Origin of the sequence: Pantoea eucrina, from assembly GCF_002095385.1 — a bacterium.
Classification (GTDB): Bacteria; Pseudomonadota; Gammaproteobacteria; order Enterobacterales; family Enterobacteriaceae; genus Pantoea; species Pantoea eucrina.
In genome coordinates this window covers 11,717-26,906 of record NZ_MIPP01000003.1, presented here as the reverse complement: position 1 = coordinate 26,906, position 15,190 = coordinate 11,717, and the positions used below count along the sequence as shown (strand labels likewise).

The 15,190-nt window shown below is 60.3% G+C and carries 13 protein-coding genes; 5 read left to right on the top strand and 8 right to left on the bottom strand.

Annotated elements, in window-relative coordinates:
• Positions 1-17: 17 nt before the first annotated feature.
• A complete protein-coding gene (gene hpxO, locus HA43_RS02610; protein WP_094110904.1) occupies positions 18-1,175 on the bottom strand; it encodes an FAD-dependent urate hydroxylase HpxO in 1,158 nt (385 codons plus the stop codon).
• 232 nt (positions 1,176-1,407) lie between these two features.
• Here hpxO and HA43_RS02605 point away from each other — a divergent pair, with 232 nt between their 5' ends.
• Positions 1,408-1,647, top strand: coding sequence for a hypothetical protein (locus HA43_RS02605; protein ID WP_039384375.1), 240 nt, complete (start codon positions 1,408-1,410; stop codon positions 1,645-1,647).
• Positions 1,648-1,650: 3 nt separating this feature from the next.
• On the opposite strand, the gene HA43_RS02600 is transcribed toward HA43_RS02605, so the two are convergent.
• Genes HA43_RS02600 through HA43_RS02590 form a run of 3 tightly spaced genes read right to left on the bottom strand, consistent with a single transcriptional unit; the run spans position 1,651 to position 5,767 of the window.
• Entirely contained in the window at positions 1,651-3,135 is a 1,485-nt protein-coding gene (locus tag HA43_RS02600) for an FGGY-family carbohydrate kinase (protein ID WP_039384372.1), read from the bottom strand.
• 51 nt (positions 3,136-3,186) lie between these two features.
• Positions 3,187-4,032 carry a class I fructose-bisphosphate aldolase gene (locus HA43_RS02595; RefSeq protein ID WP_094110903.1) on the bottom strand — a complete coding sequence of 282 codons (846 nt, stop codon included), beginning with the start codon at positions 4,030-4,032 and terminating at the stop codon, positions 3,187-3,189.
• Entirely contained in the window at positions 4,016-5,767 is a 1,752-nt protein-coding gene (locus HA43_RS02590) for a glycerol-3-phosphate dehydrogenase/oxidase (RefSeq protein ID WP_094110902.1), read from the bottom strand. The genes HA43_RS02595 and HA43_RS02590 overlap by 17 nt, the downstream gene beginning before the upstream one ends.
• Before the next feature lie 181 nt (positions 5,768-5,948).
• Here HA43_RS02590 and ampC point away from each other — a divergent pair, with 181 nt between their 5' ends.
• The 4 genes from ampC to HA43_RS02570 all read left to right on the top strand — a co-directional run bounded on the left by ampC (position 5,949) and on the right by HA43_RS02570 (position 9,781).
• A complete protein-coding gene (gene ampC, locus HA43_RS02585; RefSeq protein WP_094110901.1) occupies positions 5,949-7,064 on the top strand; it encodes a class C beta-lactamase in 1,116 nt (371 codons plus the stop codon).
• A gap of 116 nt (positions 7,065-7,180) precedes the next feature.
• Complete coding sequence (locus HA43_RS02580; RefSeq protein ID WP_244555206.1) at positions 7,181-7,507, top strand: GNAT family N-acetyltransferase; 327 nt, start codon at positions 7,181-7,183, stop codon at positions 7,505-7,507.
• Positions 7,508-7,822: 315 nt separating this feature from the next.
• Positions 7,823-9,028, top strand: a complete 1,206-nt coding sequence (locus HA43_RS02575) for a YbiU family protein (protein ID WP_416339808.1) — start codon at positions 7,823-7,825, stop codon at positions 9,026-9,028.
• A gap of 12 nt (positions 9,029-9,040) precedes the next feature.
• On the top strand, positions 9,041-9,781 hold the full coding sequence (locus HA43_RS02570; protein WP_094110899.1) for a DeoR/GlpR family DNA-binding transcription regulator: 741 nt from the start codon (positions 9,041-9,043) through the stop codon (positions 9,779-9,781).
• A gap of 39 nt (positions 9,782-9,820) precedes the next feature.
• Here HA43_RS02570 and HA43_RS02565 read toward each other — a convergent pair whose 3' ends face one another.
• Genes HA43_RS02565 through HA43_RS02550 form a run of 4 tightly spaced genes read right to left on the bottom strand, consistent with a single transcriptional unit; the run spans position 9,821 to position 14,884 of the window.
• Positions 9,821-10,771, bottom strand: coding sequence for a sugar-binding transcriptional regulator (locus tag HA43_RS02565; protein WP_094110956.1), 951 nt, complete (start codon positions 10,769-10,771; stop codon positions 9,821-9,823).
• 49 nt (positions 10,772-10,820) lie between these two features.
• Positions 10,821-11,783, bottom strand: a complete 963-nt coding sequence (locus HA43_RS02560) for a sugar phosphate isomerase/epimerase family protein (protein WP_094110898.1) — start codon at positions 11,781-11,783, stop codon at positions 10,821-10,823.
• Between the two features lies 1 nt (position 11,784).
• Entirely contained in the window at positions 11,785-13,323 is a 1,539-nt protein-coding gene (locus HA43_RS02555) for a glycerol-3-phosphate dehydrogenase (protein ID WP_094110897.1), read from the bottom strand.
• A complete protein-coding gene (locus HA43_RS02550) occupies positions 13,316-14,884 on the bottom strand; it encodes an FGGY-family carbohydrate kinase (protein WP_071668820.1) in 1,569 nt (522 codons plus the stop codon). The genes HA43_RS02555 and HA43_RS02550 overlap by 8 nt, the downstream gene beginning before the upstream one ends.
• Positions 14,885-15,190 lie beyond the last annotated feature (306 nt).

The following is a 15,190-nucleotide window of genomic DNA, read 5'->3' as shown; positions in this document are numbered from 1 at the left end:
GCAGAAGCGGTGGCGCGCTATCCCATCGGGCCACCGCAGATTGTGTCGCACATGCCAGCCAGCACCCGCTCGCCGTTTTCGGTTTTTAGCTCTTCATACCAGGCTGCCGTCAGCGCGGGCTCTTTACCGTGCGTCACGTCGCAGCGCTTGCGTGCCTTCAGCACCAGGTCGCGGGTACGGTCCAGCCGGCGCGCCTGATAGCGCAGCAGCGCATCTTCCACCCCCAGCGAATGTGTCGCCAGCGTTTGTGCCAGCACCACGGCATCTTCCATTGCCGCGCAGCCGCCCTGACCAATATCGGGGGTGGTGCTATGGGCTGCATCGCCCAGCAGCGCCACGCGTCCGCGCACAAAGCGGGTAAGGGGTTCGGTATCGTGTATTTCGACCCGGTTAGTGGTGAGCGGATCGAGCTGCGCTATCAGCCGCTGCACCGGTTCGGCCCAGCCGGCGAAATAGCCGCTGAGATCGGCGCGCAGCGTGGTGCGATCCTGAGCGAGGCCGGCAGGTAGCGGCACATCAAAGAAGAAGTAGAAGCGGTTGCCGGCAACCGGCATCAGCGACACGCGTTTGCCGTCGCCGACAAAAGTGGTCCACTGATCGGCGGGTGCTATCGCTTCGTCCACGTTAATCAGCCCGTTCCAGTTTACATAGCCCGCATAGCGACGCGCCACGCGCTCGCCCAGAACAGCCTCGCGCAGTACAGAGTGCGTGCCGTCCGCAGCGATCAGCAGGTCGCCTGTGGCTTCGCTGCCGTCGGCAAAGAAAGCGGTAACGCCCTGCGAGGTTTGTTCAGCATGCGTGACGCGCCTGCCAAAACGAACGCGCGTCCGGTCATATGTATCAAGCAGCATCGCCTGCAGCCCGGCGCGTGATACCGGCGCAGGATATTCACCGGTGCGCTGCACCAGCGGATCCAGGCTGAAGCGGGTCAGGGGGGCACCGCTTCGCGCATCGTGATAAGCCATCCAGGCCATATTGCCGCTCAGCGCGCGCAGCGGCTGTTTCAGACCGAGGGCATTCAGGCATTTCACGCCGTTAGGCCAGACGGAAATGGCTGCGCCAACCGGCTTCATCTCCGCAACAGCCTCATAGACTTCCGTCTCAAAGCCCGCCCGTTCCAGGGCGATAGCAGCACTCATTCCGCCGATACCGGCGCCAATAACAATCACTTTCATCATGCTCTCCTGTGCTCAGACAGGGGGATACTGCAACTTCTGTACCAGATGCGCGCCAACAGACAGCGTGTTGATAACTATGGTTTTTTATAAAAGAGACATAATGATGAAACGATTGTTGCAGTGCGTTCGCACTTTTATAGTGCAACTCTATGTGCATGAATCTTTTGTTTCATGCGGCATTCTGACCAGATTTTGCGCATACTTAAAGCTTCAGAGCGGAGGATTAATCATGAAGTGGATAATTGCGTTAATGATGGCGTGCAGCGTAAACGCGATGGCGCAGAGCAGCTGGCAGCCGTCGCCCAAATCGCCGTCTGCTATGTTTACCCCGATCGCGTCAAAATGCGATCTGTCGGCCTGTCAGCAAAACTGCTACGTACAGCAGTCACAGTGCAAAAATGATAGCGGCGGCGGATGTGGCTCGCTGGCGCAAATCTGTGTACAGAACTGCACCAGCCAGTGTCGCTGAGTATCAGCGGGTCTCGCGCCAGATGTCGCGCATCGCCAGCTCCAGTTTTTTAAACTGGTGATAGCGCGCGTCGTGGAAGCTGACCCACTCCGGCCGTGGCTGCCGCTCTTCCGGCTGCAGACGCACCGCATGCTGCACCGCATCCGTCAGATCCCGCCACACGCCCACGCCAACGCCTGCACAGAGCGCGGCGCCCAGCGCGCCGGTTTCCGTACACTCTGCCACCCGCACCGGGATATTCAGAACGTCGGCAAACATCTGCGGCCAGATGACGCTGCGCGCGGCGCCGCCTGAGAGCGTTGCGCGGGTAAAAGGGAGGCCGGCAGCGTGCAGCCGGTCAATATGCGCCCGGTGAGCAAAGGTCACGCCCTCAAACAGGGCAAACAGCATATCTGCACGGGTATGCCAGCCGCCCAGCCCGTAAAAGCCGGCGCGGGCCGGTTCCGGTTTGCGGCCGGAGTAGAGGTAGGGGTGATAAAACGGCAGATGCGGATCCTGACGGATCTGCGCCACGCACTCACTGCTCTGCACCGCGCCTTTTCCTCCGCGCCGGTCGTCAAATTCCCGCAGAAACCAGTTGAGGTTGGCCGCCGAGGTTGCGCTGGCCTCAATCGCCATAAAGCGATCCCGCTCTATCATTGAACTCATGGAAACCGGGCGAAGATAGTCAGGTTTATCCACCACAACCTGATTGATACTCCACGTACCTGCTACGATTGAGGCGTCACCGCAGCTGACGACCCCCGATCCCGCTGCGCTGGCCACCACATCAAACAGACCCGCCACCACCGGTATACCCGCCGGCAAACCGGTGCGTGCCGCCGCCAGCGCGGTAACATAACCGCTGACAGCGCTCGATTCACGCAGCGGCGGCAGCCAGGCTGCTGCCTCCTCAATGTCATAGAGTGCCAGAAGTTCACTGCTGTAATCGCGAACGCGATAGTCAATCAGCCCGGCACCCGCCGCATCTGAATAGTCGCTGCTGAGCGCGTCGCTGAGAAAATGGACGATAACATCTTTAGCGCTCAGTACCGCACCGATCTGCTGCCATATCTGAGGCTGGTGCTGTTTAACCCAGCTCAGCAGCACCGGCGTGGAGGCTGCCCACGGCGTCTGGCGGGAGAGGGTATAAATGGCGTGCTGTTTTTCAGCCTGCTCCAGCGCAGCGACAATATCGTCCGCCCGCCGATCGATCGACTGAATGCCAAGCTGCGGCTGCAGCGCCCGGTCCAGCGTATAGAGGCCATTGCCGTGTCCGGCGGCGCCCACTGCAATGATATCCTGTGCGTCCGTGCCCGCCTGCAGCAGGCAGTGACGGATCGCCTGTTCAGTACCGTGCCGGATGGCGGCTATCGAACGCTCGGCGTAGCCCTCCTGCGGCTGCAGCGTTTCGCCGCTATGCTCAGCCACGGCCAGTATCGTCCCGCTGAGATCAAACAGCACCGCCTTGATCATCGTATTACCGGCATCAATACCCAGGATTTTCATATCCGGCTCCGTAAAACCGCAGAGGAGAGCGCGCACAGAACGTGCGCCAGGTCAGGCGTCAGCCTGCTGATAAAGGGCCAGCGCATCCTCGCCGCTAACACCCTGATGAATAATGGCCATCAGGGCGGCGACGACCCGTGCTGGAGAGGCGTGCTGATAAACATTGCGCCCATACACCATGCCGCTGGCGCCCTGCGCCATCAGCAGCGCGCTTTTGTGCAGTACCGCACCGATCTCGCCTTTACCCCCACCGCGCACCAGCGTCGGACAGCGCGCCGCCTCTACCACGCGATGAAAATCAGCCGGGTTGTCGGTTGGATCCGCTTTGATAATATCGGCGCCCAGTTCGCGCGCCAGCCGCACCAGCGGAACAATCTGCTCTGCATCGCCCAGTGAACCGTAGGCGGCCCCCTGACCGGCGGGTGCCATCACCAGCGGCTCAATCATCAGCGGCATGCCGTAGCGGTCGCACGCATGGCGCAGCCGGCCAATATTTTCGATGCACATGCGAAAAATCGCGGGTTCATCGGGGATAAGATAAAGATTCACCACCACGGCGGCCGCATCCAGCTGCAGCGCCGCCAGAATCGGCTCATCGGGATTATGCAGCACTGCCCACATCTCGCGATGGCGCACGGCGTTATAGGCGTTGCCGACGTCGGTGCGCAGCACCAGAGCGGGTTTCACTCCTTCCGCGCACTGCAGCAGATCTGCCTGTCCGTAATTGAGCTGAATCGCATCGGGCTGCGCGGCAATCAGGTTCTGCATCACCGCGTCAATATTCTCAAGCCCCTGCAGAAAATCGGGTTCATTGGCAATACCGTGATCGACCGCTACGTCCAGACAGCGGCCGTGACGGAATAACCGCTTCATGCGTGCCTTACTGCTCGCTGACATGCTGTGCCTCCTGCTGCATCACCGTAGGGTAGAGGCCATGCAGGCCGTGAAAACGCGCCAGCGACGCGCAGCAGCGCTGCAGCTGCTGTACCCGCTGCCGCTCGCTCCAGCCCAGCGTCTGCGCCATCAGCAGCGAGATCTCCTGAATGAGCGGCGGGGTCAGCTCGCCGCCGATCGCCAGCGACGTGCGGCGCACCAGCAGATCTTCCAGCTGGCACACCTGCTCATGCTCTGTCAGATAGCGCAGTTCCGTGGCGCTGTAATCGGCGTGGTGATGCAGCGGACGGTCGTCATCGCGCAGCAGCGACAGCAGCGGTAAGGCGCGGCTGCCGTAACGTTTTACCAGCTGCGTGACGCGCGGCAGCGGCAGCGCATGCTGCTGCGCCAGCTGGGCGATCCAGGCGGGCTGGGCCGCCGGAGCAGGGAAGTCGCGCCCGCCGCCAATCGCTAAATCAGTGGTGGAAACATGGCGCTTTTCGCCCAGCAGCCGCAGAACGCGATCGGCCGCCTCTTCACCGAAGCGGCGAAAAGTGGTCCACTTACCACCTACCAGGCAGAGCGTGCTCCAGGCGCGGGTGGGATCGGGCGGCAGCATCACCAGCGAGTGGTTACGTGATATCTGACCGCTCAGCTTTGCATCACTGGCAGGCAGCGGACGTACGCCGCAAAAGGTGTAGACCACGGCGGACTCCGGCACCACCACCTCAGGAAAGACAAAGCGCAGCGACTCAAGAATATACGCTTTCTCGGCTGCCTCGCAGACCACGTTATCGGGATCGTCAACGCGGATATCCGTTGAGCCGGCCAGGACTTTACCTCCCCACGGATAGAGGATGCAGACGCGCCCCTCCTGATTCTCGAAGTAGACCATTTCACCATCGAGCATGCGCAGCAGCTCCGGATGATCGAGGATCAGATGTGACCCTTTGGTCCCGCCAATCAGCTTCTGCCGGGCGCTTTTGGGCGCGATCTGCTGGTTAAGCTGATCAATCCATGCGCCGCCGGCATTGACCAGCACGTGTGGCTGCAGGCGAAACTGCTCTCCGCTCAGCGTATCTTTCAGCGTGACGCTCTCACCGTCGCTGCTGATTAACTGCATATAATTCAGCGCCAGCGCGTCGCTGCAGGCGCGCTCCGCATCCTCCACCAGCTCAAGCCCCAGCCGTTCAGGGGCGCTGATCCACGCATCATAGTAGCTGGCGCTATATTTCACCCACGGCGCAAAGCCCGGCCAGCGATCGCGGGTTGCCGCCTCGCTTCGTACCTGATGTTTAGGCATGGAGCCATACTGGCGCGTATAGAGGTCATACAGGCTGAGGCCGGTTTTGATCAGCAGCGCACCGCGCCGGGCAGGTTTGTCACTAAGGCGCAGAAACCGTCGCGTGGCGTTGACCATGCCGCCGCCGAAGTTTTCCACAGGGACCGTCGTCCGCAGCGGGAAAACATAGTGCGACGCGTTTTTCAGCAGCCGGTCGCGCTCGATCACAGACTCTTTAACCAGACCAAACTCACCGGTTTCAAGATAGCGCAGGCCGCCATGGATCATGCGCGACAGGGCACCACTTGCCGCCTGACACCAGTCATCGCGCTCCACCAGAATAGCCGGGATGCCCTGAAGGGCCAGTTCGCGAAAGGTACTGATGCCGTTTATGCCGCCTCCGGCAATCAGGACCGGTGTAATCTGACGCTGGCGCAGCCTGTCGAGACGCTCATTACGGGTTAACACAGTAGCCATAGCACGCTCCCTGACGGTGAAGGCTTATCCGTCAAAGGTATAGGAGTGCGCAGCCAAAACGGCAAACCCGCTTACTCAGGATGTGACTCTGTTCACTTACACCACGAATGGGCATGTGGGGTGGGCCGGGGGCGGATATACTATGCGCACCGCTTTTGGTTCTGAGGAATAAGGATTATTCATGCGACGCCGCGTTATGGCTACATTTTTGCTGTTTATCGCCAGTTCCGCTGCTGCCCGGGCACCGGATGAGATTATTGAGCCGCTGATGGCGCGCTTTGCGATCCCCGGCATGGCGGTTGCCGTGCTGAACAAGGGCCAGACGACCTTTTATAGTTACGGTGTCACTTCAACCGATCGCGGAGAGCCGGTCACCTCCCGCACGCTGTTTGAGATCGGCTCGCTGAGCAAAACCTTCACCGCCACGCTCGCCAGCTACGCCGTACAGCAGCATAAAATGCAGCTTCGCGACAGCGCCAGCCAGTGGCTGCCTGCTCTGCAGGGCAGCGCGCTCGATCGCGTTACGCTGCTGAACCTGGCGACGCATACCAGCGGCATGCCGCTGTTTGTGCCGGAGGAGGTCACGGATAGCGCGCAGCTGATGCAATGGTATAAGGCGTGGCAGCCTGAGGCAGAGCCGGGAACAGAGCGCGTCTATTCAAACCTCGGTATTGGTATGCTCGGCATGATCGCGGCGAAGAGCCTGAATATGTCATTTATGCGCGCAATGGAGTCGATGCTGCTGCCGGCGATGGGAATGCATCGTACTTTTCTTCAGGTGCCGCCGCGCGCCATGCCGTATTACGCGCAGGGCTACGATAAACAGAACCGGCCGGTGCGCGTGACGCCCGGGCCGCTGGATGCAGAAGCGTATGGGCTGAAATCAACGTCAGAAGATCTGATTCGCTGGATCGGCATTCAGATGGGAGAGGTTAACGTGGTACCCGCCTGGCGGCAGGCGGTGGCTGCCACCCATCAGGGCTATTTTCGCACGGCGGCATTTACGCAGGCGATGATGTGGGAGTACTACCCGCTGCCTGTTACTCAGCAGCAGCTGGTGGCGGGGAACAGCAGCAAAATCATACTTAACGGTATGCGGGCCACGCCGGTTTCTCCTTCTGCGCCGGTGCCGCTGCGCGCCTGGTATAATAAAACCGGCTCAACCAATGGCTTTTCAGCCTATGCGGTGTTTATCCCTTCCCAAAGGGTGGGGCTGATTATGCTGGCCAATAAATGGATACCCAATGACGATCGCGTTATTGCTGCAGATGAGATTATCCGTGCGCTGGCAAAGTGAGGAGAGACGATGAATATACGGGCATTGCGGGCTGAGGATTATGTGGCCTGGCTGCGGTTATGGCAGGGCTACCAGCAGTTTTATCAGACAGAGATTGATGAGGCGACGACCGGCGCATGCTCTCCCGTGCGGAACCGATGTATTGTCTGATGCTGGAGCAGGGTGGCAGCATGGTGGGGCTGGTGCATTTTCTGACGCATCGCTCCACCTGGACGCGCGGTGACTACTGTTATCTGCAGGACCTGTTTGTCGCAGAAGCGGCGCGCGGTAACGGTGCGGGTGAGGCGCTGATACTGGCCGTCTATGAGCAGGCCAGAGCGCGCGGCTGTTCACGGGTCTACTGGAACACGCAGGAGGGAAACTTCGCCGCACGGGCGCTGTACGACCGGCTGGCAACGAAAACGGAATTTATTCAGTATCGTTATCTGGTAGCACTTCAGTAGTTACAACAAACAATTTTTCCATGATAAAAAGGGTTAACCTCCTCTGCAAGAAATCGCCTGACAGAAAATATAAGCAGCGGGCAGGGCGGCCCGCAGGAGCTGAGCGCTCTATTACCGCACACTTTCAAATGAAACCTTCTGCCAGCTGTGACCGCGTCCGGATTTCCGCCACGGCTGACTTGCTATACGCCAGCTGCATGTTATGAATGAAATTCAGTTAACTTTCATTTGAAACCAGAGCGAGAGGTGATTTCTGTGACCACTGTATTCTCTTCAGAGCAGCAGCCCGACGATTTCAGAAAAAGCATTCGTCAGATGAAGCAGCAGCTGCGCCAGCAGATCGGAGATGTGGAGGCGCTGTATAAGCAGGTGCGGGAGAGCGTGGTGACGGAGCTTACCGCGGCCAGAAATGAAGAGGCGCAGTCTGGTTCCGCCTGGCCCCAGCTGAGCTGGCAGGCGATAGCCGCAGGTGAAATCAGTGAGGCGCAGAAAGCACATATCCGGCGGCGCGGCTGTGTTGTGGTAAAAGGTAATTTCAGCCGCGAATGCGCGCTGGGATGGGATGCATCGATGATGCGTTATCTGGACGATAACGATTTTATGACCGGCTACCGGGGACCGGGAGATGATTTCTTTGGCAATCTTGCGGCGTCGCGGCCGGAAATCTATCCGATTTACTGGAGTCAGGCGCAGATGGCCGCGCGGCAGAGTGAGGCGATGGCTGCCACCCAGCGATTCCTCAATCACCTGTGGCGGTTTGATTCTCAGGGTAAACGCTGGTTTGACCCTGATGTCAGCATTATCTATCCCGACCGCATCCGCCGGCGGCTGCCCGGCACAACCTCTAAAGGGCTCGGTGCGCATACCGATTCCGGTGCGCTGGAGCGCTGGCTGCTGCCAGCTTATCAGCAGGTATTCAGACATATCTTTAATAACCGCTTTGCACAGTACGACCCGTGGGATGCGGCATACCGCACAGAGGTAAATGAATACCAGTCCGGTACTACCACAAAATGTTCGGTATTCCGTACGTTTCAGGGCTGGACGGCGCTCTCTGATATGCAGCCGGGTCAGGGTTTGCTGCACGTTGTGCCGGTGCCGCAGGCAATGGCGTTACTGCTGCTGCGTCCTCTGCTCAGCGATGTACCGGAAGAGGAGCTATGCGGGGTTGAGCCGGGTAAAGTCCTGCCGGTATCGGAGCGCTGGCATCCTGAACTGATTGCCGGACTCTGCTCCATTCCGGCGCTGGAAGCGGGCGATTCCGTATGGTGGCATTGCGATGTGATACATTCTGTCGCGCCGGTAGAAGATCAGCAGGGCTGGGGTAATGTGATGTATATTCCGGCCGCGCCGATGTGCGACAAAAATCGCGCTTACGCGCATCAGGTGGCGCAGGCGCTGACAGAGGGTGTTTCACCCGGTGATTTCCCGCGTGAAAATTATGAGGTTAACTGGCAGGATCGCTTTACGCCCCAGCATCTGAACGCCCGCGGCCGTCAGGCGCTGGGCCTTACTGACTAACTGCAGGACACTATGAACGCACGTCATCAGTCAATTATCGAGCTGCTCAGCGCGCGCGGCAGCGTCAGCGTCAGCGAGCTGGCGCTGACCACCGGCGTCTCTGAAGTCACGATGCGCCAGGATCTTAACCAGCTGGAAAAAGAGGGGCTGTTGCGTCGGGTGCATGGCTCCGCCGTTGCTGCGGGCGGTGACGACGTCAGCGCCCGGATGCAAACCCGTCTTGCCGTAAAAAAACGGCTGGCCGATTATGCCGCCTCTCTGGTGAATGCAGGGGAAACGGTATTTATTGAGGGGGGCAGCACCAATGCGCTGCTGGCACAGACGCTGAGCGAGCGGCATGACGTTACGCTGGTCACAGTAAGCCACTATATTGCCGGCCTGCTGCGTGAAAAGGGCGGCGACGTCATTATTCTCGGCGGTCTGTTTCAGAAAAGCAGTGAGTCGGTGGTCGGTCCGCTGACCCGGCTCTGTATTCAGCAGCTCAGCTTTCATAAAGTCTTTATCGGCATTGATGGCTGGGATCGCGCCACCGGCTTTACCGGGCGCAACATGCTGCGCTGCGATGTGGTTCATGCGCTGCTGGAAAAGCCTGCGCACACTATTGCGCTGACCGACTCCTCTAAATTTGGTCAGATCCACCCTTATGCGCTGGCGCCGCATCAGCCGTTCAGGCAGCTGATTACCGACAGCGAGCTTGATCCGGCCGCTCAGGCGCTGCTGACGGCGCAGGGAACGGAGGTCACGCAGATTTAACCTGGCGGTGCAGAGCGCTATTTTACTGACCGGTCAGCGTTATATCAGCAGCGCCTGCGCCGTGACCTCATCGGTGATCAGCCCGGAGAGCTGACCGCTGCTCAGCACGGCACGAATAGCCGCCACTTTACTCAGGCCACCCGTCAGCGCCACAATCTCACTGCGGTTCTGGCTGAGCGGCACGGAAAGTGTCCGCGCCGTCAGTGAGTTGTAGATCAGCGTGCCGTCGGCGGCAAAAAAGTGGCCCAGCAATTCTCCCACCGCGCCGGCTGCAGAGAGAGCGTTGATCTCCGCCTCTTCGAGCATGCCGGCTTCAACCAGCTGAGCCGCCGGCTCTACCGTTCCGATACCGACCAGCTTGACCTCACTGCGCGCGGCCATATCAAAAATCTCGCTGACGCCGCGCTGCGCCAGCAGAACATCGCGATCTTCTTCAGTGTTCGCAAAGAACGGCACCGGCATCATGTAAGCCTGCGCGCCGGTTTTGGCGGCGATGCGGTGCATAACATCATGCGGGTTGAGCGCATAGTTGCGCGTCAGGCAGCCCAGCAGCGACACAAAGCGCGCCTGGGGAGCCTCAAGGCGCGCCAGCTGATGGATCGCCGCGGAGAGGGTACGGCCATGCCCCAGCCCGAGCGTAATCGCGGGCGCGCCGAGCAGCAGCTGGCGCAGATAGTCCGCGCCAGCCATCCCCAGCGCCCGCACCGGCAGCCCGGTCTCACCCAGATCGGGCGCAACCTGACAAAACCGCAGGCCAAAGTGCTGACGCAGCTTATCCTCCAGCGCCACGCAGTCGAGAATATCGCCATCAATGGTGATTTTTACTGCGCCTTCCGCCACCATGCGCGCAATCAGGCGGTGCGTTTTTACCGAAGGCAACCCCAGTCGTTTAGCGACTTCAGCCTGAGTCAGACCGCCTACATAGTGCAGCCAGGCCGCACGCAGCGCCAGAGAGTCATCGCGATCGGCAGAAGCAGGTGCGGATTTCATGTCTTTGTCCATTCAGAGTAGAAGACGACGCGGGCTCCGGCCCGCGTGTTTAGCTGCGCGCTCCGGCGGGCCGGTGCGTCGCCAGATGCAGGTCCGCCACGCCGGTTTCAATATGGCTGGCCCAGAAAGCGACGCTCTCTGCGATCTCCGCCACGGCGCGACTGTCGGTGGGCTCGCGCTCTTTGAAACTCAGCTCCAGGCAGATTTCATTATCCTGCGCGCCACCACGCGCCAGCGCCTCCAGCAGCGGCTGCGGCTGAATACGGCCGCCGTCATTGTACTGCATTGTAAACGGACGATGCCCGCCTTTATCCATCATGCTCTGCTTGATATGAATGATCGGTGAGCAGCGCGGCACCGCTTCAGCCCAGGCGTAAGGATCGTAATCCTGCGGATCGGCCGAGGTCACATCACCGTGATCAATATCCGCCATCATCCACATCGGCAGGGCAAAATCGCGCTGGCTCAGGCGCTGCTGCAGTGCCAGCGCGGCGGGAATGGTTTCGCCAAACTCGCGCGCCACACTCATCGGCTCCCAGAAAAGATATTTCAGCCCCGCCGCGCGCGCATGTTCAGCGACCTCCTGCCAGCAGTCAGTGGCGATATCGATAAGCGTTTCGCGGCGCTCTGCGTCCCGGAAGTCGCGCTGCGTAAAAATGGCAAATTGCGAGCCGATAGCCACACCGCCCAGTTCAGCGGTGATATCCGCAAAGGTTTTAAACCAGTCAATATAGTAGCGGCGCACCGCGGCATCGGGATGACCAAAGTGGTTCAGTCGCCCGTAGGGGCCGGTCATACCGGAGGTGACGCGCACGCCGGTGGCGTTCAGCGCCTGCTGCATACGACGCGTCATGGCGGTGATCGTCGCGGCAGGCCAGCCCGGATTGATAAATTCATGGGTCAGCTGCAGGTCGCGAATGCGGATCTGTTCCGCCACCGTGATAATTAAGTCGTGCGGATCGGCAAAGCGGTTGACCAGCGGATTCGTATTAAGCGAAAGGGTAAGGGCCATATCAGTTCTCCTGTCCTGCACGGGCTCGCAGCGGGATCACGCGCGCGGAAGCTGCTTCAAACCAGGTGATGAACGCGTCGCGCTGCGCCGGGGTAAGGTGCAGCTGATGCTTGGTGCGCCGCCACAAAATATCCTCCGCCTGCTGCGCCCACTCGTGGTCAGCCAGATAGCGTGCTTCGGCCTCATACAGCAGCCCGCCAAAATGACGCCCCAGATCGCTCAGCGCCGTTGCGTCTGCCAGCAGCTGCGCGATGCGCGTCCCATACAGGCGGGCGTAGTGTTTACGCAGCGGCTGCGGCAGCCACGGCCAACGCGCTTTGCACTGCTCAAGGAAGGTTTCAAAGTCGGCGTCAGCCATATCGCCTCCCGGCAGGGTGGCCGCGCGCGTCCAGTCAGCGCCCATCTGCGGAAAGAAGGGGGCTAGCTTCTGCAGGGCGTGCTCTGCCAGCTTGCGGAATGTAGTGATTTTCCCGCCGAAGACGTGCAGCAGCGGCGCATCCTGCTGGTTATCGAGGTCAAACACATAGTCGCGCGTCACCGCGGAGGGGTTGCCTTTGCCGTCGTCAAACAGCGGACGCACGCCGGAGAAGCGGGTAATAACGTCAGCCGGGCGCAGCTTAACTTTGAAGTAGCGGTTAACGACGTCTAACAGATACTGTTGTTCCGTATCGTCGGCGGTCACCGCTTCCGCTTTGCCTTCCCACGGAATATCCGTCGTGCCAATCAGCGCTTTATCGCCTTCATAAGGATTGATAAAAATCACGCGCTTATCGGTGTTCTGCACCAGATACGCCTGCTGACCCTCCCAGAATTTAGGCACGATAAGGTGTGAGCCTTTCACCAGACGCACCCGGCGCTGGCTGTGGCTCTGCGTCACGTCGCTGACAATGTCCAGCACCCAGGGCCCCGCCGCATTGACGATTGCCCGCGCAAACAGCGTGCGGCGCTCGCCGCTGCTGACATCTTCAAGGGTTATCTGCCACTTGCCGGCCAGGCGCTGTGCGGCAACGCAGCGTGTGCGCGGCAGAATGGTTGCGCCACGCTCAGCGGCATCCAGCGCGTTCAGCACCACCAGCCGCGCGTCATCGACCCAGCAGTCGGAGTACTCAAACCCTTTTTTATAGCTGTCGAGCAGCGGGGCGCCTTCGGGATCGCGCGTCAGATCCAGTGTGCGGGTGCCGGGCAGTTTCTTACGGCCGCCCAGATGGTCATAGAAGAAGAGGCCGAGCCGTACCAGCCAGGCAGGGCGATCGGAGGGGCTGTGCGGCAGCACAAAGCGCATCGGCCAGATAATATGCGGGGCGGCATTCAGCAGCACTTCCCGCTCAATCAGCGCTTCGCGCACCAGCCGGAACTCATAATACTCCAGGTAGCGCAGGCCGCCGTGCACCAGCTTCCCGGAGCGGGAGGAGGTGCCCTGCGCCAGATCGTCTTTTTCACACATCGCCACCGACAGGCCGCGACCGGCGGCATCGCGGGCGATACCGGCGCCGTTAATGCCGCCGCCAATAACAAACAGATCCAGCATAGTGTCATTCATGATTGACTCCGTTACAGGTATTCAGCGCCTGCCAGCAGGCCGGCAGATCGCTGCGGATCTGCTGATAATGAGGAAACAGCGCGTCGTAGCGCTGCATCAGATCGGGCTGCGGCGTTTCCGGCGCGTCAAGCAGCGGGCGGACCCAGGTTTCGGCACACGCGGCCATAGAAGAGAACGCGCCCACTGCAACCGCGGCCATCATTGCCGCGCCGGCCGCGCCCGCTTCTTCACGCTGACTGATACGCACCGGGGCACCGATAGCCGCCGCGAGGATCTGCCGCAGCGGTGCTGAACGCACCGCACCGCCGGTCAGACGGATCTCGCCGGGCCGATCCTGACCCATCGCCTGGTAGCAGTCGCGCGCCGCCATACCAATTCCCTCTACCACGCCGCGCACCAGGTCTCCAAAAGTGTGCTGATAGTGCAGGCCGGTAAAACCGGCACGCGCGCTGGCATTCACGAAGGGACCGCGTTCGCCCGCCAGTGAAATATAGGGATGAAACAGCAGCGTGCCGGGTGTGGTGTGCGTCAGCCAGCTATCAATCTGCGCCACCAGCCGGGCGTGATCGGTTTCGCAGCCAAAGCTCTGCAGCAGGTCTCCGGCGACATTCAGCAGCCAGTCCAGATTCAGCGTCGAGGCCATATTGGTCTGAACCTGCGTGACATAACCGGGCCACGGCAGCGGGATCACGTAGCCGGTCTGCGCCGGATTGAGCCAGACATCATCAACAGTAACGCTGCGCAGATGGACGCCGGTTGAACCCACAATCGAACAGGCGGTATTGGCCTCGCCGGTGTGGACGCCCGCGCCCAGCGCCGTCATCGCCATATCCACATAGCCCAGCACTACCGGGGTCCCGGCCCGCAGGCCCGTCAGCGCTGCCGCCTCGCGGGTCAGGGGATGCGTGGTCTCTGTGCCCTCGACAATCTCCGGCAGCAGATGACGCCGGTGCGTCAGCCCCAGCGCGTCAATCACGGTGTCGTCATAGCCGGCGTGACGAAAGTTGCCAAAGGTAAAACTCGCCTCAGACGGGTCGGTGGCGCGTACGCCGGTCAGGTTAAGATAGAGCCAGTCTTTGCAGTGCAGCGCGACGTCAGCCTTTGCCAGCAGTTCAGGAAAGTGCCTGTCCATGTGTGCCAGCTGCGCCCCCTGCTGGCAGGTATTGAGTCCGGTGCCGGTTGCGCTAAAGCGCGCCTGCGCCAGCGGGTGCTGATTCAGCGTGGCCACCGTGGGGGCCGCCCGGGCATCAAGCCAGATCCAGGCGTCACCCACTGGCCGATCTTCCGCATCCACCAGCCAGCTGCCGTCCCCCTGAGCCGTCACGGCTAACGCCACTACGCGGGCGGCCAGGTTGTCGATATGGTCGCCGAGCTGACGCAGGGCGCTGGCCGCATCCTGCCAGGTTTGTGACATCGACTGCTGCGCTGCGCCACCTGCTGCGCGATAATAGCGGTTACGTACCGACGCGCAGGCCAGCTGTTTGCCGGTCAAATCAAAGGCTACCGCCTTGACCACCGAGGTACCTGAATCCAGGCCCACAATGATATCGCCACTCTCCACCGACACCTCCACCTGGTATGTGCTGCGGGCTGCCTGTGATCCCGCCGTATGCCGTGTTAACGGCGTGTGATTATTATGCTGCTGCTAGTGATACTTCTTTTCTCACTTAGATAACATATCTTTCGTATTAAATTTCAATACAGGTAAAATATTTCATCTCACTTAGCGAGCAGGATCACGAAATTACCGCCCGACTGAGTCACCTCCAGACAACTTATCCTCGCCAGCATCCCTGAAATAAGGGAATTTAAACCTTTATCAGCGGTTGCGGTTCAAACAGCGATCCAGATCGCTCTCCTGAAAAAA